General features: G+C 67.4%; 21 protein-coding genes. 9 read left to right on the top strand and 12 right to left on the bottom strand.

Translation table 11 applies throughout. The annotated features are described in order from the left end of the window. Nucleotides 1-5: 5 nt before the first annotated feature. The 6 genes from tssE to KTC28_RS06300 are packed head-to-tail and all read right to left on the bottom strand — an operon-like array spanning nucleotide 6 to nucleotide 5,880. On the bottom strand, nucleotides 6-437 hold the full coding sequence (gene tssE, locus KTC28_RS06325; RefSeq protein WP_216709423.1) for a type VI secretion system baseplate subunit TssE: 432 nt from the start codon (nucleotides 435-437) through the stop codon (nucleotides 6-8). Beyond that, the gene (locus KTC28_RS06320; RefSeq protein WP_216709424.1) at nucleotides 434-1,195 is read right to left on the bottom strand and encodes a type VI secretion system accessory protein TagJ; all 762 of its coding nucleotides are present in this window, start codon (nucleotides 1,193-1,195) and stop codon (nucleotides 434-436) included. Before KTC28_RS06320 ends, tssE begins: the two co-directional genes overlap by 4 nt. 12 nt (nucleotides 1,196-1,207) lie before the next feature. Beyond that, nucleotides 1,208-2,695 carry a type VI secretion system contractile sheath large subunit gene (gene tssC, locus KTC28_RS06315; RefSeq protein ID WP_216709425.1) on the bottom strand — a complete coding sequence of 496 codons (1,488 nt, stop codon included), beginning with the start codon at nucleotides 2,693-2,695 and terminating at the stop codon, nucleotides 1,208-1,210. Nucleotides 2,696-2,721: 26 nt separating this feature from the next. Further along, entirely contained in the window at nucleotides 2,722-4,209 is a 1,488-nt protein-coding gene (gene tssC / locus KTC28_RS06310; RefSeq protein WP_216709426.1) for a type VI secretion system contractile sheath large subunit, read from the bottom strand. A gap of 3 nt (nucleotides 4,210-4,212) precedes the next feature. Then, on the bottom strand, nucleotides 4,213-4,740 hold the full coding sequence (gene tssB, locus KTC28_RS06305; RefSeq protein ID WP_216709427.1) for a type VI secretion system contractile sheath small subunit: 528 nt from the start codon (nucleotides 4,738-4,740) through the stop codon (nucleotides 4,213-4,215). Nucleotides 4,741-4,755: 15 nt separating this feature from the next. Continuing rightward, complete coding sequence (locus KTC28_RS06300; RefSeq protein WP_216709428.1) at nucleotides 4,756-5,880, bottom strand: type VI secretion system protein TssA; 1,125 nt, start codon at nucleotides 5,878-5,880, stop codon at nucleotides 4,756-4,758. A 93-nt stretch (nucleotides 5,881-5,973) separates the two neighbouring features. Between KTC28_RS06300 and KTC28_RS06295 the strand changes: the two genes are divergently transcribed. Then, the gene (locus tag KTC28_RS06295) at nucleotides 5,974-8,067 is read left to right on the top strand and encodes a protein kinase domain-containing protein (RefSeq protein ID WP_216709429.1); all 2,094 of its coding nucleotides are present in this window, start codon (nucleotides 5,974-5,976) and stop codon (nucleotides 8,065-8,067) included. Between the two features lie 7 nt (nucleotides 8,068-8,074). Here the strand turns inward: KTC28_RS06295 and KTC28_RS06290 are convergent, their stop codons facing one another. Next, nucleotides 8,075-8,845 (bottom strand): LysM peptidoglycan-binding domain-containing protein, encoded by a 771-nt coding sequence (locus tag KTC28_RS06290; RefSeq protein ID WP_216709430.1) that lies wholly within the window; start codon nucleotides 8,843-8,845, stop codon nucleotides 8,075-8,077. Between the two features lie 123 nt (nucleotides 8,846-8,968). Further along, a complete protein-coding gene (locus KTC28_RS06285) occupies nucleotides 8,969-9,496 on the bottom strand; it encodes a P-loop NTPase family protein (RefSeq protein WP_216709431.1) in 528 nt (175 codons plus the stop codon). 170 nt (nucleotides 9,497-9,666) lie between these two features. Here KTC28_RS06285 and KTC28_RS06280 point away from each other — a divergent pair, with 170 nt between their 5' ends. From KTC28_RS06280 to pdeM, 8 genes are all read left to right on the top strand, one after another. After that, on the top strand, nucleotides 9,667-9,918 hold the full coding sequence (locus tag KTC28_RS06280) for a GCG_CRPN prefix-to-repeats domain-containing protein (RefSeq protein ID WP_216709432.1): 252 nt from the start codon (nucleotides 9,667-9,669) through the stop codon (nucleotides 9,916-9,918). A gap of 80 nt (nucleotides 9,919-9,998) precedes the next feature. Beyond that, the gene (locus KTC28_RS06275) at nucleotides 9,999-10,421 is read left to right on the top strand and encodes an EF-hand domain-containing protein (RefSeq protein ID WP_216709597.1); all 423 of its coding nucleotides are present in this window, start codon (nucleotides 9,999-10,001) and stop codon (nucleotides 10,419-10,421) included. A gap of 35 nt (nucleotides 10,422-10,456) precedes the next feature. After that, on the top strand, nucleotides 10,457-11,011 hold the full coding sequence (locus tag KTC28_RS06270) for an RNA polymerase sigma factor (protein WP_216709433.1): 555 nt from the start codon (nucleotides 10,457-10,459) through the stop codon (nucleotides 11,009-11,011). Continuing rightward, the gene (locus KTC28_RS06265; RefSeq protein ID WP_216709434.1) at nucleotides 11,008-11,406 is read left to right on the top strand and encodes a hypothetical protein; all 399 of its coding nucleotides are present in this window, start codon (nucleotides 11,008-11,010) and stop codon (nucleotides 11,404-11,406) included. The genes KTC28_RS06270 and KTC28_RS06265 overlap by 4 nt, the downstream gene beginning before the upstream one ends. A gap of 2 nt (nucleotides 11,407-11,408) precedes the next feature. After that, a complete protein-coding gene (locus tag KTC28_RS06260; RefSeq protein ID WP_216709435.1) occupies nucleotides 11,409-11,855 on the top strand; it encodes a periplasmic heavy metal sensor in 447 nt (148 codons plus the stop codon). A 65-nt stretch (nucleotides 11,856-11,920) separates the two neighbouring features. Then, a complete protein-coding gene (locus tag KTC28_RS06255; RefSeq protein WP_255602325.1) occupies nucleotides 11,921-13,339 on the top strand; it encodes a DUF1800 domain-containing protein in 1,419 nt (472 codons plus the stop codon). Nucleotides 13,340-13,343: 4 nt separating this feature from the next. Continuing rightward, nucleotides 13,344-14,489: a DUF1501 domain-containing protein gene (locus KTC28_RS06250; protein WP_216709436.1), complete on the top strand. Its 1,146-nt coding sequence runs from the start codon at nucleotides 13,344-13,346 to the stop codon at nucleotides 14,487-14,489. A gap of 85 nt (nucleotides 14,490-14,574) precedes the next feature. Continuing rightward, a complete protein-coding gene (pdeM, locus tag KTC28_RS06245; RefSeq protein ID WP_216709437.1) occupies nucleotides 14,575-15,240 on the top strand; it encodes a ligase-associated DNA damage response endonuclease PdeM in 666 nt (221 codons plus the stop codon). 15 nt (nucleotides 15,241-15,255) lie between these two features. On the opposite strand, the gene cysQ is transcribed toward pdeM, so the two are convergent. From cysQ to KTC28_RS06225, 4 genes are all read right to left on the bottom strand, one after another. After that, complete coding sequence (cysQ, locus tag KTC28_RS06240; protein ID WP_216709438.1) at nucleotides 15,256-16,044, bottom strand: 3'(2'),5'-bisphosphate nucleotidase CysQ; 789 nt, start codon at nucleotides 16,042-16,044, stop codon at nucleotides 15,256-15,258. A gap of 18 nt (nucleotides 16,045-16,062) precedes the next feature. After that, the gene (locus tag KTC28_RS06235) at nucleotides 16,063-16,410 is read right to left on the bottom strand and encodes a GntR family transcriptional regulator (RefSeq protein ID WP_216709439.1); all 348 of its coding nucleotides are present in this window, start codon (nucleotides 16,408-16,410) and stop codon (nucleotides 16,063-16,065) included. A 62-nt stretch (nucleotides 16,411-16,472) separates the two neighbouring features. Continuing rightward, a complete protein-coding gene (locus KTC28_RS06230; RefSeq protein ID WP_216709440.1) occupies nucleotides 16,473-17,045 on the bottom strand; it encodes a nitroreductase family protein in 573 nt (190 codons plus the stop codon). A gap of 124 nt (nucleotides 17,046-17,169) precedes the next feature. Next, complete coding sequence (locus KTC28_RS06225) at nucleotides 17,170-17,625, bottom strand: hypothetical protein (RefSeq protein WP_216709441.1); 456 nt, start codon at nucleotides 17,623-17,625, stop codon at nucleotides 17,170-17,172. Nucleotides 17,626-17,800: the final 175 nt, after the last annotated feature.

The raw sequence follows: 17,800 nt of genomic DNA, 5'->3' as shown, positions 1-17,800 counted from the left end.
TCCGGCTAGGGCCTGACCACGAAATGGCCGCGCACTGGGTCGACATGGCTGTCGAACTGCATCTCTTGCGCCACGCCGCTAAGCGTCACCAGCCCGGTGATGCGGAAGCGCAGCGTCCGGTCGAGCTGATCCTGATCGGGCACGATCGTCACCGCGAAACGCGTCAGCCGCGGCTCAAAGCGACGGACGAGGCGCTCGACGCTCTCGACGAATTCGTCGCGAAACCCTTCGGACATTTGCGATTCGTGGGTGAAATCATCGAGGCCGTAATCGAGCAGCGAGCCTTCGAGTTCGTCGAGTTCGGCGGGGCTCGTCAGCATGCGGCGGCGGGTGTTGAGCAGCGCCTCGATATCGCGGCGGATGCCCTCGCGCTGCGCCGTGACGGCGCGGCCCGGAACCACCTCCGAGAGCCGGTCGAGGACCGATCCGCCGCTCACGCCGTGACCGTCAACTGGGCAAAGTCGCCGGGGCTGACCGCCTCGTCGCCGATCAGCCACGTCCGCAGCCCGAGGCCGCAAACAATCGCGCCATCGAGCCAGTCGGTCTCGCGACCGAGCTTCTGCTGCGGCGTCTGCTCGGACCCGGCGTGGTAGATCACGGGCAGGTAGACGACGCCGGTTGGACCATCGGCGACTTCGAGTTCGGCGGGCCGCCAGATCGTATCGCGCAGCCGCTCGACCGCCAGCCAGCGGAGACCGCGAACATGCTCGAACGGCACCCAGACATAATTGCCTGTCGAGGTCAGCACTTCAAGAACGCCGGCGGTGCGGTCGTCGCCATCGCGCCACCCGGAGAACGGCCGGTCGTCGATTGTCCCGGTGGTCGTCGGCTCTTCGCTCTCGACCGCCGGTTCTCCCCCGCTGCGCGCCGCGAGGATGGCCGCTAGCGCGGCATCGACGGCCGGCGTCCGCGCGGTGACGAGTTCGGGCGGGCGGCCGGCGGTGAACGTCTCGTTCCGCCACGTCGCCGCGCGGATCAGCTGGCGCCCGAGCGCGACGACAAGGGCAAAGCTCGTGTCGAGGTTCTGTGCCGCGTCGAGGTGGGTGTCGGCGCGTTCGAGGTCGCCAAGCGCGATCAGCACTTCGGCGAGCGCGAGGCGATCGCGCGCGCTCGCCGGATTGGCGCGGACGGCTTCGATCGAGGCGGCACGCGCCGCGTCGAGATCGCCGTCGCGAAGGCTGTCACTGATGCTCATCGCTGTTCTTTCTTATCCGGGCTGGGCCACGACGGTGACAAGGTGAAATTCCGACACCGCTTGGTCGATCTGGAAGTGCGGGCGCAGCCAGACCGAGCATTCAAGCGCACCGGGGCGCTCGGGCGCGTCGACGACGCGGATGCGCGCTTCCTCGAGCGGGTAGCGCGCCTGCATCTCGGCGCTGAGCCGGTCGCCAGTGGTCGTATAGGTATTGAGCCAGCGCTGGAGCCGCGCCTCGACCTCGCTCGCGGATTGCATCGAGCCGATCATGTCGCGGCCGATCACCTTGATATAATGGGCGAAGCGGGCAACGCAGAGCATGTAGCTGAGCATACTGCTCAGCCGGTCGTTCGCGCGGGCGGCTTCGAGGTGATAGACCGCCTCCGACCGGTGCATCGAGGGCAGGCTATACACCGCGAGCCACGGCGTATCGCGGACGCAACGGATGGCGATAATCCCTGCGTCGTTGAGCTCGCGGTCGATCGTGTCCGACACATTGACCTCGATCGGCGGCTGGATCGCGACGCCGCGCCGGTCGGTGTCGAACGACATTTCTGGAAGTCCGGTGATCAAGCCACCGCCGAATTCGTCGCGAACCGTGCCGGTGATCGACGCTGGCCAGCGATGGTCGTTGAACGCGCGCATCGCGACATGCGCGACCGCCAGCGAACCGCCCGCCGTCAGCGCCCGGTCGTTGCCGGTGTAGCGGAAGGCGAGGTCGGGCAGACTCGCCCGCTCCCACGGCGCGCGCACGATGATGCGCGGCGCGACGAGGCCGAGGAAGCGCGTGTCGGGGTGACGCTGCAGCGCCTGGAGGCGGCCGTATTCGAGCTGGCGGAACAGCGCTGATACCGAGCGCCGCAGGTCGAGGTCGGCGTGGGTGTCAGCGGCGAACAACGCCGGGGCCGCGTTGAGGATGATCGGCGCGAATGCCGCGGCGGCAACTGTCGACAGGTGGCGGAGGGTGGCGATGTCGTCGACCGGATGCCCCGCTGCCGGACGATGGCGGACTTCGTGGAGCGAGATCAGCAGCGAGTATGGCGTCCCGCCGGGCGTCCCGAATTCATCCTCATAAACCTTGAGGAACAGCGCGCTGCGATCGAACTCCGGTGCCCGCTCGAGGTCGCGTGCCAGTTCGTGCCAGCGCACATCGAGCAGGCGCAACTGGGTCATGTTGTCGGGCATCAGGCTTTGCGTCAGCCACGCGACGCCGCGCCACGCCGATTCGAGCGCGCGGAACCGCGGGTGGCCGATCAGTGCGACGACCGCTGCGGACAGTGCCGCATCGATCGCCGCGATGGCGCGGTCGAGCCGGAGCTGCAACAACCGCGCCGACACCGGGGCGTCCTCGCCGAACCACAGCGCGATCGCGTCGCCAGGCGTCGCCGCGACGAAGTCAGCGATCGCCTCGCTCGCGATCGCGCCACGCCCGAGGCGCGTGACGAAATCGAGATCGAAAGGCTCCGCCGCGACCGGATCGGCTTGGCTCGCGGCGAGCACGGGTCTTTCCCTCGATCTTTCCGGCGCTACGCCTTCTTCGGGATGCGCGCGACGAGCCGGAGCGACGCCGTCAATTCCTCCATCTGCAACCACGGACGGAGATAGGCGACGGCGTTGTAGCTCCCCGGCGACCCCGGCACCGCCGTTACCTCGACGCGGGCTTCGCGCAGTGGGAACTTGGCGCGGATTTCCTGACCCCCGCCCTCGGCAGCGTTGACATAGTTGAGGATCCAGCGGTTGAGCCAGATCGACACGTCCTCGACTTCCATGAACGAGCCGATCTTGTCGCGCGCCATGACCTTCAGATAATGCGCGAACCGCGACGTCGCCATGATGTACGGCAAGCGCGCCGAAATCGCTGCGTTCTCAGTGGCTTCGGGACGATCGAACTTCTTCGGCCGCTGCGTCGTCTGCGCACCGAAGAACACCGCGTAGTCGGTGTTTTTGTAGTGCGACAGCGGCAGGAAGCCGAGATCGCTCAACTCCTTCTCGCGCCGCGAGGTGATCGCGATCTCGGTCGGGCACTGTTCCGACATATCGCCGTCGTCCGACTGAAACAGGTGAGTCGGCAGGTTCGACACCTTACCGCCGCCCTCGGCGCCACGGATCGCGGTGGTCCAGCCCGACTCCGAATAGGCATTGGTCATCCGCTGGGCGAGCGCATACGCCGCGTTCATCCAGCAATAGTCGCCGTGCTTCATCGGCTTGGGCGCGCCGTTCGCATCGAACGGTGCCTCCTCATAACCGAACTCGTCGACCGCCTTCGTCGTCTCGCCATACGGCTGGCGCGCGAGCACGCGCGGCATCGTCAGCGTGACGAAGCGGCTGTCCTCGGTGTCGCGGAAGTTGCGCCACTTGCTGAACTCGGTCGCCTGGAACTTATCTGAAAGATCGCGCGGCTGGGACAATTCCTCGAAGCTGTCGAAGCCGAACATGCTCGGCGCAGCCGCCGACACGAACGGAGCGAACGCACCCGCCGCGACGCCCGACAGGTTGCGCAGCAGCTCGATGTCTTCCTGCCCGTTGCCGAAGTAATAGTCGCCGACGAGCACGCTGTACGGTTCGCCGCCGGGCGTGCCGAACTCGTTCTCATAGATCTTCTTGAACAGCGTCGACTGGTCGAACTCGACCGCCTTCGACAGGTCGCGTGCAAGATCACGCTTCGAGGCATTAATCACGCGAATCTTGAGGTCGCGTCCGGTCAAACTGTTCTGGACGAGGTAATGGATCCCGCGCCACGACCCTTCGAGCGCCTTGAACTTCTCGTGATGCATCACCTCGGCGAGCTGCTTCGACATCATCTGGTCGAGCTTCGCGATCGCGTCGCGCATCGTGACCATGAGGTTCTTCGAGAACGTCACCGTTCCCGCCGTCGCCTCATCCGTCAGCGCGCGAAGAAGCTCCGTGACTTCGGATGCCTCGGTTTGCTTGGTCGCACCGATGACCTGGTCGAGGACGCTCGCCCCCTCCTGGACAGTATTTGCCCGCGGGTCGGCCTGATACCGGCTAGCCATGGCTCAAGCCTCCTTGCTTGGGGTGGTCGGCGTCTCGGCAGAAGGATCAAGCTCACGCTTCAATCGGTCAAGGTTCGACTGGTCCTTGAGGATCGATTCGAGCAGATTTTCCAGTTGTTCCGAACCATCCGCCTTGGTCATCAGGTCACGCAACTTGTTGCGCGTCTCGAGCAGATGCTTGAGCGGCTTGACCTGCTCGATGACCCGGCCCGGCTCGAAGTCTTCGATCGACTCGAACTTCAGATTGACCACCATCTCCGACCCGTCGGCAGCGAGGGTGTTTTCAACCCGGTACTGGAGGCCCGGCGCCATCCGGCGGAGCACCTGATCAAAATTGTCGCGGTCGATCTGGATGAACTTGCGATCCTTCAACGGAGCCAGCGGCTCGGTCGGATCGCCCGAGAAATCGCCCATCACGCCGACGACGAACGGCAGTTCCTTGACCTCGACCGCGCCCTCGGTCTCGACGTCATACGTGATGTGAACGCGCGGCTTGCGAACCTTCTTCAGCTTGTCGTGAACGCTATCCATGGTGCCCTCCGAAAATCATTCCATCTGCTCAACGTCTGAAGTTGCCGATCGAATACCTGCCCGTTGCAAAAAAAGTGTGCGCATGCCCGGATCAGGAAGCAATTCCGAAAGCAGATCTTCCAGCGGCATGCGTGCGCGACGGACAACTTCACGCAGCGACAGCCCGATCGGCGACTGCGGTTCGCTGCGTTCGAAGTGATCCGCCAGCGTTAGGATCTGGTTGAGCGCACCGTCGCGCGACAGCGGCGAATTGCTGCTGGGCGGCGCGGTCGTGCCTGCGGCAGCGGGTTCGCCGACCGGCGACGCGGCCGCCGTCTCGATCGACGTTGTGGCGAAGACATTCCCGGCATTATCGTCGAGCAGCTTGATCGCCGTCGCGAGCGGCTCGCCGATCTGTGAGCCGAAGCGGCCGACAGTGCTCACCCGGTCGATGGTCTGCATCAACTGCTCGAGCGCGGTCGCCGCGCGATCGAGATCGTGGCGCAGCGCGAGCAGGAACGGCCGCGGCGACCGCGCAATTCCGTTCGTCACCGCATCGAGCAATTCGGTCCGCCGCTTATCGGCGAGCGCCTGCACGTCCTCGTCAGGGCTGCGCGACGTCGGCGGGGCGAACGCGACTTCCGCCGACCACAAGGTCACCGCGACACCGCCGCGATCCGATAGCGGGACAAGTTTGAGCGGCTGGAGCAACGTGCCCGTGCCGCCGCGGCCGAACAGCCCGAACAGTGCGCCAAGCCGGGTTTCGTCACCGTCTTCATCGGCCGCCGGCCACAGGCCGTCGTCCCAGAACGCCGTGATCAAACCGTCAAGGAGAACGAAGCCGTCGCCGAGACCCGCGACGCCGCCGGTGCGCAGCAACGCCTCGGTCAGCCACGCCGCGACTTCGAGGTCCTTGGTATGTTCGGTGAGCAGGGTCGTCGCGCCGTCGGCGAGGTTCGACCAGTGAATCAGCCCGGCACGGAGCGGATCGCTGTCGCTTTCGGCGTTGCTCGCCTCGCGCTCGGCGATTCGAGCCGTAGCGCGCTCATCCTTAATGCGAAGATAAAGGTCGGATCCGGGTCCGCCCTCACGCACGCTGTCGCCGGCGGGCGAGACGGCGAATGGTACGAGCAGCGTGTCGGTCTCGATCCGGTCGATCACCAATGTTTCCCCGACACCATTGCGATGCCTTACTATTCTGTCCTAAAAGCCCGTGCAAGGCGCGCAACAGCACGTCTGACAGGGGCGTTCATCGTGCTTGAAATCGTTGGTCGCTACCGAATCGAAGGTCGGATCGGCGAAGGCGCGATGGCCGACGTCTATCGCGCGTTCGATCCCCAAATCGCACGGCCGCTTGCGGTCAAGCTGCTCAAGGCGGAATTCCTGCGCGACCGGCAATATGCCGACCGCTTCCTGCGCGAGGCGAAGGCCGCCGGCGCGCTGAGCCACCCCAATATTGTCACGATCTACGACGTCGGCGAAGCCGATGGCACGCCGTACATCGTGATGGAACTGCTTGAGGGCCGCCCGCTCGACCAGGTTCTGCAAGACGGCGCACTCGACCCGATCACGACGCTGCGTATTGGCATCCAGCTCGCCGACGCCCTCGCCTTCGCCCACTCGCAGCGCGTCGTCCACCGCGACATCAAGCCGTCGAACATCATCGTCGCGCCCGACGGCCACTCGGTCAAACTGCTCGATTTCGGCATCGCCCGCGTCGGCGATATGCTGTTCGAAGCCGAAAGCGTCCGAACGCAGGCGGGTCAGGTGCTCGGCACCCCCCGGTACATGAGCCCCGAACAGGCGCTCGGCGGCGCGATCGACGGCCGCAGCGACCTGTTTTCGGTCGGCACGGTGCTGTACGAAATGCTGTCCGGACGGCGCGCCTTCCAGGGCGGCAGCTCGGCAACGCTGGCGATCCAGATCGTCCAGGGCGACCCCGATGCGCTGGCGACGATCGCACCGTCGACCCCCGGCGGGCTCCAGTTCATCGTCTCCAAGCTGTTGTCGAAGCAGCCCGGAATGCGCTTTGCCGATGGGCGGCAGCTTGCCGAGGCGATGCGCAAGGAACTCGCCGCGCTGACCGCAGTTGGGGCCGAGGCCGGGGCGCGGCACGCCTATCTGCCGATTCAGGTCCGCCTGCCGGTGATGCTTGCGGTCATCACCGCGCTGCTGCTTGGCGCCGCGATCTGGACTGTGCTGACGCGCCAATATGCCGCGATGGAGAATGTCGCACTGGCGTCGGGCGACGCGATTTCGTCGTTTGTCGCGAGCAATGCCGCTCTCCGGGCGGTCGAGAATGCGACGCTGCCGGGGGCGCAGCAGGACTGGCTCGCGGTCGAGGCCTTCGTCCGCAGCGCCAGCGACGACCCGACGATCCGGCGCATCGTCGTCGTCGGCGCCGATGGCATCGTCCACGCGTCGAGCGACGCAGCGATGGCGGGCAAGCCGTATTCCGCGCCGCACTCCGGCGAGGTCATTTCGCGACGGGAGGGACTGACGGTCCTGTCGCAGGATGTCGCAGGCGGCCCCGGCGTGTTCCGCTTTGTTCGCCCGATCACGTATGCCGGACGCAGCTTCGGGCAAGTCGACGTCGAGGTCAGCAAGGCCAGTCTCGAAGCTGCCGCCCGGCTGGCGCAGGTCCTCCTCGCCTTTCTCGGGCTGACCACCGTCGGGGGCGTGGCGCTGACCAGCTATTTCGGCGCGCGCGCGCTGGCCGTCCCACTCCGCCGGACAAAAGCGGCGCTGCTCGAGGTCGCGGGCGGCAATCTCGACTTCCGCATTTCGCACACACGGCGCGACGAATTCGGCGAATTGTTCGACAGCTTCAACCTCGCTGCCAACGCGCTGCAGGAACGGATCGAATCGGTCGAGCATCTCGCGCTCGACACGCCGGTCAGCGCACCGGCGGCCACGGTCAGTCCGCCAGCCGCAATCGCACCTGCCGTCGCGGTCGCAGCGGTGGCACCGACTTCACCCGAGCCCGAAGAACTGCCGATCGAGCCGGCAGTTACGCCAGTCGAGGCCATTTCTCCCGAGCCGGCCGAGCCGCACGCCGCTCCCGAGGCGCTGGTGGAGGAGATCGTGCCTCCGCTGCCGGAGTCTGCCCCGATTGCCGAGCCCGCTCCTCCGCCGGCTCCAGAACCTGAGCCCGAGCCACAGCCTGAATCCACGGCCGACGACGCGTCTTTGTGGGATGAGGCTGCGGACCGGACGCAAATCGGTCTGGCCCCGAACGCCAAGCCGACGACGACGGTGGTCAAAGCACCTGAGCCACCGTCATCGCCGGACTTCGACGACGATGACGATGACAATCAGGACACGTTGATCGGTCCTGCGCGGCGCTAGGTGCCGATCAGTGACGCAGGGTCGCCTGGATCTTCCGCGCTCGGGCGAGGTCACCCTGAATAGCGCCATCCTGCGGATTAAGGGCTGACGCGCGTTCGAGCAGGCCGACCGCCTTGTCGATCGACCCCCGTGCCATCTCGTCGAGACCCGCGCCGCGCAGACGGTTTGCCGATGCGATATCGGCGGCCGTCGGCGACCCGCCAGGTCCACGCTCAGGAGTCGCTATCGCGGGTGCCGACGCCGAGTCGGACGGCGCTGGCTTGACGACGCGCGGCGCTGCCCTGACCGGAGCAGTTCCAGGAACCTGGATGACCTGTCCCGCCCCGGCGCTCGATGGCACGGCGATATTATTGTAACGGGCGAGTGCCCAGAAGCGGTTGGAATTGCCCAGAAACCGGTGGGCGATCATCGACAAAGTCTCGTGCCGATGAATTTCGTAGGCGAAGCTTCGCTCGCCCAACAGCACCTTGGGATCGGTGTCGATCTGGCGCAGCAGATCGCTCGCGACCGGATCACCCGGGGTTTGCGCCAACATATCGACGATCCCGACGCGAGCCGCAGCGACCTGCCCGTTGTTAAGCGCGATCAGCGCATTGGCGATTCGCTGTTTGCGGGTCAGCGATATCGGCGCGGGTGCCGGGGGCGCCGCCACGGGCGCCGGGGCCGGCGGCGGCGCGGGAGCGACCGCTGGTGGCGGAGATTTGCTCTGACAGCCCGCGATGCCGATTGCCGCCACGAATGCCAGGACCGCAGTTCGGCTGCCCATTTTCCTTACCATCGATCGCTCCCTTGCCCATTTGCCCGCCGGCGCGGTTGGAAAACACCGTCAGCCGTAACGATGACAACCGTTGTGGCTGTAAAACGATCCAACGTGCGATTTGGCGCAATAATGCGCGCGACCTCACCGGTCGAGCCCCTCCAGCCGATAGAAGCGGGCCAGCTCCTGTGACGTTACCAAACTGACCTTCGGCAAGCCGATTCCGCCGAACATCTCGGCATAGCGTCGGCGGCTGTGCGGCGCGACGACGGCGATGTGATGGATCATTGCCCATCTCGCGCCGTCCCGGCCACCTTCCAGCCCGCCGTGCCGGTCGCGTTCGAACCACGCCCTGCGCAGATACCGCAGGAGGCTGGTCATCACCGGCACGTCGAGGAGGATGACGCCCGTCGCGCGCGCCAATCGCTGCGGCAACAATCGCGAATAATTACCGTCCATGACCCAGCGCGCGCCGAGGAGCGCTTCGTCATGCAATGCGGTAAATTCTTCGGCAGGGCGCGGCTGCCAGTTGGTATCAGGGCGATGGTAAAGCTGATCGAGGTAAACCGGCGGCAGTCCGCGCGATCGCCCGATGGCCGTTGCCAGGGTGGACTTCCCGCTGCCCGACGGCCCCATGATGCAGATGCGGCAGCCGAGCGTGTCAAGGATCATGCGCCGGTCTCTACACCTCTGACCGGCACGCTCAACGCGTCCGCCAGACCGGGAGTCAAAGGTCTATTTTGACGGCCGGGCCCGCCGAGCGACGGAAGCGACGCGGGCTTACGTTCAACAGGGTGTTCGGCGGTCAGAGAGGTCGCCGGCATGAATGCGAGGAGACGATCATGAAGACTATCCTGCTTGCCGCGATCGCGGCTGGAGCGGCGTTGGTGGCGGTGGCACCGGCGCAAGCGGCGCAAGGCTGCGGCCCGGGCGGGCACCGCGGCCCCGGTGGCTATTGCCGCCCGAATTACGGCCCCGGCTTTGTCGCGCCGGGCGTTCGGGTCGGCGTGTTCTATCCCGGCCGCGGTTATTGGGACGGGCATCGCTACTGGGGCCATCGCTATTCGTGGCGTGGCGGTTGGCGCTACCGCTAACGGCCGATTGCCCGCGGACGGGCCGCTCATCGAGCGGTCCGTCCGCGGTCGAGCGTGATACTCTGTTGAAGGTCCAGACCATGACCAAGGTGCTATCTTTTCGCAGCGCGGCCTTTGCGCTGATGCTCACTCCCATTGCGGCGTGCGCCCAGCCTGCCGCCCGGCAGGCACCCGCCGGAGGTGCCGCTTCCGGCGGCGTGACGCTCCAGCAATATGTTCAGCGGCACGAACGCAAGCTGCTGGCCGCCGATACCGACGGCGACGGCCGTGTCAGCCGGGACGAGTTCCTCGCCGCCGCCAAGGCCGGCAAAGGTGACCCGGCGAAGCGGTTTGCCCGGATCGACCGGAACGGTGACGGCATGCTCGACAAGGCGGAGATCGATGCCATGCTGGCGAAGCGCTTCGCGCGGCTGGACAGCAATGGCGACGGCGTCCTGAGTCCAGCCGAACGAGCGGCGGCGCATGACAAATCGCGCGTCGCCGGTGACGGCGCCGAGTCATGACGCCATGCCGGCGGCGATGGTAGGATCGAGCGGAGTTGGACGATCGGGATCCCGACACGCAACTGATCGAGCGCGTCGGTCGCGGCGAGCCGGCGGCGACGCGCGCGTTCGTTGCGGCCAAGCTGCCGCGTGTCCTCAGCCTTGCCACACGTATGCTCCGCGACGTCGCGGAAGCCGAGGACGTGGCGCAGGAAACCTTCGTTCGCGTCTGGCGCAACGCCGGAGCGTGGCAGCCGGGCCGCGCACGGTTCGATACCTGGCTCCACACCGTCGTCCTCAATCTCTGCCGCGACCGGCTGCGCCGCAAGCGCGTAACGACGGGCGACGCCGTGCCGGACGTCCCCGATCCGGCGCCCGATGCCGAAGCCGGGCTGATCGAGGCGGAGCGGGGCAGCGCCGTTGCCCTCGCGATCGCCGCTTTGCCCGAGCGGCAGCGCGATGCGATCTTGCTCGTTCATTATCAGGATTTGTCGGGCGCCGAGGCGGCGGCGGCGCTCGAGCTCAGCGTCGAGGCACTCGAATCGCTGCTCGCCCGCGGGCGGCGCACCTTGCGTGCAAGGCTCGGCGGATTGCAGGAGGGTGAGGCATGACCGTATCCATAACGCTTGAGCGCTTCGCGGCGCTGGCCGACGCTTATGGCGGCGTCGTTGCACGCTGGCCCGAGTCCGAACGTGCTGCGGCGATGCAGATCGCTGCCGAGCCTGAAGCGGGCGTTATCCTCGCGTCGGCGCTGGAGCTCGACGAGGCGCTCGACGCGTGGACGGTCCCCGCCGCCTCCACCGCGCTGCGCGAACGCGTGCTCGGTAGTGCCCCTGCGCCGTCACGCGACTTGGTCCGCCGGGCACGTCTCTGGTGGTCGGGCGTCGGGATCGCTGCGGCGCTCGCCGGGGCGGCGGCAGGCACCGCGGCCGTCGCCATAATGCCGCCGATCGATGCGTCGGGCGGCGCAACGTCGTTCGGCGACGTCGGTAGGCAGGAGAGCTGATCGTGAGCAGAATCCGCATTGCGCTTGCTGTCTCGGTGGTCCTCAACCTGTTTCTGTCAGGCGCGTTGGCCGCGGGGCTAGTGTCGCTCCGCACCGGCGGGCCGATGATCAACGCCGGGTCGCTGCGCGTCGCGGGGGCTGAGCTCCCCAGCGCCGAGCGGCGGCCGTTCCGCATGGCGTTGCGCGATGCCCGCCGATCGATGCGCCCGACGATCGTCGCCAGCCGGGCGGCGAAGGCCGAGGCAGCAGCGCTATTGCGGCAACCAAACGTCGATCAGGCCGCGGTCAACGCCGCACTCGATCGGGCACGTGTCGCCGACATCGCGGTCCGCGCCGCAGTCGAGCGGCGGGCGGTTGCCTATGCCGCGACGCTGCCGCTCGCCGACCGGGCGACGCTCGCCGCCGCGATGACGCGGCGGGCCGAGCGGGCTCCGCCTGCCGCTGAATAAAGACGCGACGGAAACGCCACCGTTCCGCGTTCAATGGATAGTAGATCACGCCGAGGTACTTCCCAGTGTCCCAGCCAACCGGCCCGTCCCCTGCCGCCATCGCGCTGAACCGCTTCGGGCTCGGCGCGCGTCCTGACGAAGCGCTGCCGAGCGATCCGCAGCGCTGGCTAACCGACCAGTTCACACATTTCGATGTCCGACCCGCCGGGTTTGCTGCTCTCGAAGACGCTGGAAAGGCTGTGGCGCAGTATCGCGAGGCGCAGCAGGCGAACCGCCGTCTCGCGATGCAGGCGACACCCGCGCCCGAAGGCGCGGCGGACGCCAAGAGTGGGCTCAAGGCCGAGCGAAAGGATTTCCGCCAGGACGTGCAGGAGCTGTACCGCGCCGGCGTTCAGGCTCGCGCCGACAGCGCGCTCGCGACCGAGGCGCCGTTCGTCGAGCGGATGGTGCATTTCTGGTCGAACCATTTCTGTATCTCGGCCGACAATCCGCGCGTCACCGCCTTTGCCGCGGCGTTCGAGCGCGACGCGATCCGGCCGCATGTACTGGGCAGTTTTACCGACATGATGCTGGCGGTCGAGCACCATCCCGCGATGCTGATCTACCTCAACCAGGTCCAGTCGATCGGCCCCGACAGCCCTGCCGCCGCGCGCAATCCCGACCGCAAGCGCGGGCTCAACGAAAATCTCGCGCGGGAGATCATGGAGCTGCACACGCTGGGCGTCCGCTCGGGCTACACGCAGGCCGACGTCACCGAATTCGCCCGCGCGATGACCGGCTGGTCGGTCGACGGGCTCGGCGGCGGCCGGGCGGCGATGGGCGATCCCGATGGTTTTGCCTTCCGCCCGGCGCAGCACGAACCGGGCGTTCGCACGATCCTCGGCAAGCGTTATGCGCAGGACGGCGAAGGACAGGCGCGGGCGGCGTTGCTCGACTTCGCCCACGCGCCGGCGACCGCGACTCACGTCGCGACCAAGCTCGCCCGCCATTTCGCGGGTGACGAGCCGGCGCCGGCGCTGGTCGCCCGGCTGGCCGACAGCTTCACGAGCAGCAAGGGGCATTTGCCGGACGTGTACCGCACACTGATCGCCTCGCCCGAGCCATGGCTGCCGACTGCCGCCAAGTTCAAGACACCGTGGGAGTGGACGATCTCGTCGCTCCGCGGCGTCGGCCATCGCGCGATCGGTGACATCCAGATCGCGACGTTACAGACTCAGCTCGGCCAGCGGGTGTGGAAGCCGGGAGCGCCTGCAGGCTGGGACGATGTCGCGGCGAGCTGGGCCGGGTCCGACGCGCTGTTGCGCCGGGTGGAGATCGCGCAGCGGCTTGCCGCCCCGCTCGGCGAAAGGGTCGATGCGCGGGTGATCGCGCCGAAGATCATGCCCGCACTCAGCGCCGCGACCGCCAGCCAGATCGCGCGATCCGAAAGCCCGGCCGGCGCGATCGCGCTGATGCTGGTCTCGCCTGATTTCCTGAGGAGATGATCCGATGATCGCTCGCCGCCAATTGCTATCCGCCGCCGCGTTCGGTGCTGGCGCATTGTTCGTCAGTCCCAGCCTCGCGCTCGCCACCGTGCCGACCGAGCGCCGCTTCGTCTTCATTATCCAGCGCGGCGCGGCCGATGGGCTCGACGTCCTGCGCCCGACCGGCGACCCGGCGTTTGCCGCCCTGCGCGGCGGGCTGATCGGCGATCCCGCGGGCACGAAGCTCGACGCCATGTTCACGCTCCACCCGTCGCTCGTCGAGGTCGGCCGGATGTACGGCCAGGGGCAGGCGCTGTTCGTCCACGCCGTCGCCTCGCCGTACCGCGACCGCTCGCATTTCGACGGGCAGAACGTCCTCGAGACCGGCGGCACCCAGCCCTATGCGGTGCGCGACGGCTGGCTCAATCGGCTTGTGGCGATGCTGCCGCGCGCGAGCGACGAGGCGATTGCGATCGCGCCGACGGTACCTGCCGCGCTGCGCGGGTCGGTGCAGGTCGCATCGTTCGCGCCGTCCGCGTTGCCGCATGCCGCCGACGACCTGATGGCGCGCGTCGCCGCGCTGTACGATGCCGACCCGCAGCTCCACCCTGTCTGGCAGGCGGCGCTCGAGACCAAGGGCCTCGCCGCCGATGCTGCCGCCGGGCAGGACCCCGCCAGCCTGGGGCGCCTGACCGCCAGCTTCCTGACCAAGCCCAACGGCCCGCGCATCGCCATGCTCGAGACGCTCGGCTGGGATACGCACAGCGCGCAAAAGGGCCGCCTCGCCAACCAGCTCAAGAATCTCGACGCGATGCTCGCGGCGATGCGCGACGGAATGGGAACGGCGTGGGCGACGACGACGGTGCTTGTCGCGACCGAATTCGGGCGCACCGCGGCGGTCAACGGCACCGGCGGCACCGACCACGGAACCGGCTCGGTGGCGATGCTCGTCGGCGGCGCGGTCAAGGGCGGACGGGTCGTCGCCGACTGGCCGGGACTTGCGAACGGCAGTCTTTACCAGGCGCGTGACCTACGCCCGACGATCGCGCTCGATACGCTGATCGCCGGGGCTGCTGCCGAGAGCCTCGCGCTCGATCCCGAGCGCGTCGGGCGCGGACTGTTCGCGCAGGCGACGAGCGCGCGACCGATGACTGGGTTGATCCGGGCTTAGGTCGATCGCAGGCGCGCCCGGGCCCGATGCCTGCCAGCGCACACCGCCCTTGCACCCTGCCCCCCGCTTGACGCATACCGCGCCGATGCCCGCCGTTTCCCTTTCGTTCGCAGGCGCAACGTTCGTGCCCCAGCCGTGCGGAGCGTTGTACTGGCCCGCGCGCAATGCATTGCTCGTCGCCGATCTCCACCTCGAAAAGGCGAGCTTTTACGGTGTCCACGGCCAGTTCCTGCCGCCGTACGACAGCTTCGACACCCTCGCCTGCCTGATCGACGCGGTCGAGGCGACCGGGGCGACGCAATTGTGGTGCCTCGGCGACAGTTTCCACGACACCGGCGGGGCGGCGCGTCTGCCGGTCGCGGCGCGCGACACGCTGCGGCGGCTGACGCGCGACCTCGACTGGGTGTGGATCGCCGGCAATCACGACGACGCGAGCGCGGGCGTGCTCGGCGGGCGCGTGATGGTCGAGGCGGCGGTCGACGGGATCAATCTGCGCCACGAGGCGACCCGTGATCCCGCGCCCGAGATTTCAGGGCATTACCATCCCAAGCTGCGGCTGACGCTGCGCGGGCGGCGGATCGTGCGGCGGTGCTTTGCGATGACGCCGAGCAAGCTCGTGCTGCCGGCGTATGGGGCGCTGACCGGCGGGCTCGACGTCACCGACCCGGCGTTTGCCCGCGCGATCGGTGGGCCGCTGTCGGCGCTCGTCGCGACAAAGGCGAAGCTGTTGCGTTTTCAGGTCGCGGCTTAGCGCGCCCGACCGGGATTACAGCGGCGGCAGCCGGTCGAATGTTCCCGCATCGCCGACCGCGAGGAAGCCGCTGTTGAGATACCCCGGCTTGCCATAAGCAAAGTCGGTCCCCCCCGGACTGTGCATCGTTCCGCCCGCAGCGAGGAGGATTGCGTGCCCCGCCGCGGTGTCCCACTCCATCGTCGGCCCGTAGCGCGGATAGACGTCGGCGCTCCCCTCGGCCAGGCGGCAGAACTTCAGGCTCGATCCGGCAGGTTCGAGCGCGACCATGCCGAGCCGCGACAGGTAATCGCGGGTCTCGTCGTCGAGATGGCTGTGGCTGACGACAACGACCGGCGGCACGGCGCACAGCCGCGTCGCGATCGCCACGCGGTCCTCGCCGGGGTCCTGCCGGAACGCGCCATGCCCCTCCGCGCCCGCCCACAGCACGCCGTCGCGCGGGCTGAGGACGAGGCCGAGCACCGGGCGGCCATGCTCGATCAGCCCGATGTTGACCGAATACGCCGCGCGCCCGGCGATGAAATCGCGCGTTCCGTCGAGCGGATCAATCAGCCAGAAGCGTCCGCACGGCGGCGGACGGTGGCCGGCGGCGTGCGCCTCCTCGCCGACGATCGGGGTATCGGGGTCGGCGGCGGCGAGCGCTGCGGTGATCAGCAGCTCGGCGCGCTCGTCGGCCTCGGTCACCGGCGACGCGTCAGACTTGCCGCGGGTCTCGAACCCCGCTTCGCGGACCTCCTCGATCAGGCGGCCGGCGGCGCGCATGACGGGGGCGAGGGCATCGATGAGGTCGGGGCGGATCATCATCGCGAAACAGGCTGCGCCTCACGCATCCTGCGTCGCGAACAGGTCGGCCGCCGACAGGCCGAGCCGGTCGATCCGGCGGCGGATGCGCGGCCAGTCGGTCGCCATGAACGCCGCGCGCTCGGACGCGAGCAGCGCCGCCGCCGCGCCCGGCTCGATATACAGGCCAACGCCCTTGCGCGCCGCGACGAGGCCCGACGAGCGGAGCTCCTGATACGCCTTGGCGACGGTTAGCGGGTTGACGTCGAGCTCGGTCGCGAGCGCACGCACCGACGGCAGCGGTGCCTGCGTGCCGGTCTCGCTGTCGATGATCCGGGCGATGATGAGATCGCGGATCTGGAGATAAATGGGTCGGTCGCCCTGCCACATGACTGTGGTATCGTCCTAGAACACCCGGGCGTCAACCTTATCGGTCGATTACCGGGCGTGCTTCACCACGCGTGAAGGATATCGGCCATGTCGGGACGCGGCCGCTCGTCGAGGTCACGCGCGGGCGAGCCGATGAAGAAGAACCCGGCGATGCGGTCGCCCGGCGCGCCGACACTTGCGATCACCGCGTCCGAATATGCCGCCCAGCCGGTCAGCCAGCCCGAGACGAATCCCATCGCGGTCGCGGCGACTTCGAGCAGCGCACACGCCGCCCCGGCCGACAACTCCTGCTCCCACGCCGGAATTTTGCTCGACGTATCGACCCGCGACAGCACGACGACGAGTGTCGGGGCCTGCTGCGCGAAGCCGCGAATTTCGTCGAGCTCGGCGGGCCGCGCCTCTGGGCGGCCGAGCAGATACGCCGCGACGAGCATCTCGCCGAACGCCGCGCGCCGATCGGCGGCGACGGTGACGAAGCGCCACGGGGCCAGCTTGCCGTGGTCGGGCACGCGCGCGGCGATGCGCAGGATCTCGGCAAGCTGCCCCGCGTCGGGCCCCGGCGCGACCATATCCCGCGGCTTCCCCGACCGCCGCGTGGCGAGGAGGGCGAGGGGGGAGGAGCGGTCGTTGAGCATGGGGGGGGCTGGTAGCCGAGTCCGTGCGCGCTTTCTAGGCTGCGCCGCAAAGGAGCGCGACCAAAGTAATAAAGTGCTTGGCTTTTGTATCTGGAAGCTGAAAGTGAGGGTGGCGAAGCATATCTCAACGCCCAGAGAGCAATGCCTCTCCTGCTCGTTGCGACACGATCAGTTTCAACCCGCCACAAAGAATATCTAACGCGTTATATTCGGTCTCGAACTTAGTCGTGAGACGGCGTGATGTGTCATAGAGATCGGCTATCTCTATTGTGGCTCTCAATTTTCCTGCGTGATCGACTTGCATAACAGACAACCCCAAGACGAGATTACTTCCTTCGGATTCCTCGTAGCCCCAAGTCCATTTGACTGGATCGCCTAGCGGATAACACTGCAGCTTGCTGATGATCTCCGCGAACTCAAACAAGTTCGACCAGAAAAATGCCGAACCCGAGAAGCGGTCTGCCCTGAAATTAAACCAAAGCTTACCGACTTCGTCTTCAGGATCGGGTTCGTACCGGATAATTAAGGAAGCCATGCTCGCCTTAGATCGCCTGGTTGAAAGGTCCGCAAGCGCGAACACGCCCCATCGATCATACGGTCGATTCAGGGGCGCAAGCCGCCGCCTCTCCCCGGCTCGTTGACATCCAACCTCCACCCGCGCGCGGCTGGTGCCGCTAGCGCCTCCCCCTTGCTCCCCCCGCACGTCCCGCTAGTGTACCCCCAACGGCCGCCGTTCGAGCGGCTGGCGCGTCAAG

Origin of the sequence: Polymorphobacter megasporae, from assembly GCF_018982885.2 — a bacterium.
In the GTDB taxonomy this organism is placed as follows: domain Bacteria; phylum Pseudomonadota; class Alphaproteobacteria; order Sphingomonadales; family Sphingomonadaceae; genus Polymorphobacter_B; species Polymorphobacter_B megasporae.
This window is presented reverse-complemented; position numbering and strand designations above follow the sequence as displayed.

What these genes read in the sequence shown, in the direction of transcription:
- tssB (WP_216709427.1), bottom strand. Translation starts at nt 4,740, where the DNA reads ATGGATAGCGTTCACGACAAGCTGAAGAAGGTTCGCAAGCCGCGCGTT.
- KTC28_RS06320 (WP_216709424.1), bottom strand. Translation starts at nt 1,195, where the DNA reads ATGAGCATCAGTGACAGCCTTCGCGACGGCGATCTCGACGCGGCGCGT.
- cysQ (WP_216709438.1), bottom strand. Translation starts at nt 16,044, where the DNA reads ATGATGATCCGCCCCGACCTCATCGATGCCCTCGCCCCCGTCATGCGC.
- tssC (WP_216709426.1), bottom strand. Translation starts at nt 4,209, where the DNA reads ATGGCTAGCCGGTATCAGGCCGACCCGCGGGCAAATACTGTCCAGGAG.
- KTC28_RS06265 (WP_216709434.1), top strand. Translation starts at nt 11,008, where the DNA reads ATGACCGTATCCATAACGCTTGAGCGCTTCGCGGCGCTGGCCGACGCT.
- KTC28_RS06250 (WP_216709436.1), top strand. Translation starts at nt 13,344, where the DNA reads ATGATCGCTCGCCGCCAATTGCTATCCGCCGCCGCGTTCGGTGCTGGC.
- KTC28_RS06285 (WP_216709431.1), bottom strand. Translation starts at nt 9,496, where the DNA reads ATGATCCTTGACACGCTCGGCTGCCGCATCTGCATCATGGGGCCGTCG.
- KTC28_RS06280 (WP_216709432.1), top strand. Translation starts at nt 9,667, where the DNA reads ATGAAGACTATCCTGCTTGCCGCGATCGCGGCTGGAGCGGCGTTGGTG.
- KTC28_RS06230 (WP_216709440.1), bottom strand. Translation starts at nt 17,045, where the DNA reads ATGCTCAACGACCGCTCCTCCCCCCTCGCCCTCCTCGCCACGCGGCGG.
- KTC28_RS06275 (WP_216709597.1), top strand. Translation starts at nt 9,999, where the DNA reads ATGACCAAGGTGCTATCTTTTCGCAGCGCGGCCTTTGCGCTGATGCTC.
- KTC28_RS06235 (WP_216709439.1), bottom strand. Translation starts at nt 16,410, where the DNA reads ATGTGGCAGGGCGACCGACCCATTTATCTCCAGATCCGCGATCTCATC.
- pdeM (WP_216709437.1), top strand. Translation starts at nt 14,575, where the DNA reads ATGCCCGCCGTTTCCCTTTCGTTCGCAGGCGCAACGTTCGTGCCCCAG.
- KTC28_RS06290 (WP_216709430.1), bottom strand. Translation starts at nt 8,845, where the DNA reads ATGGTAAGGAAAATGGGCAGCCGAACTGCGGTCCTGGCATTCGTGGCG.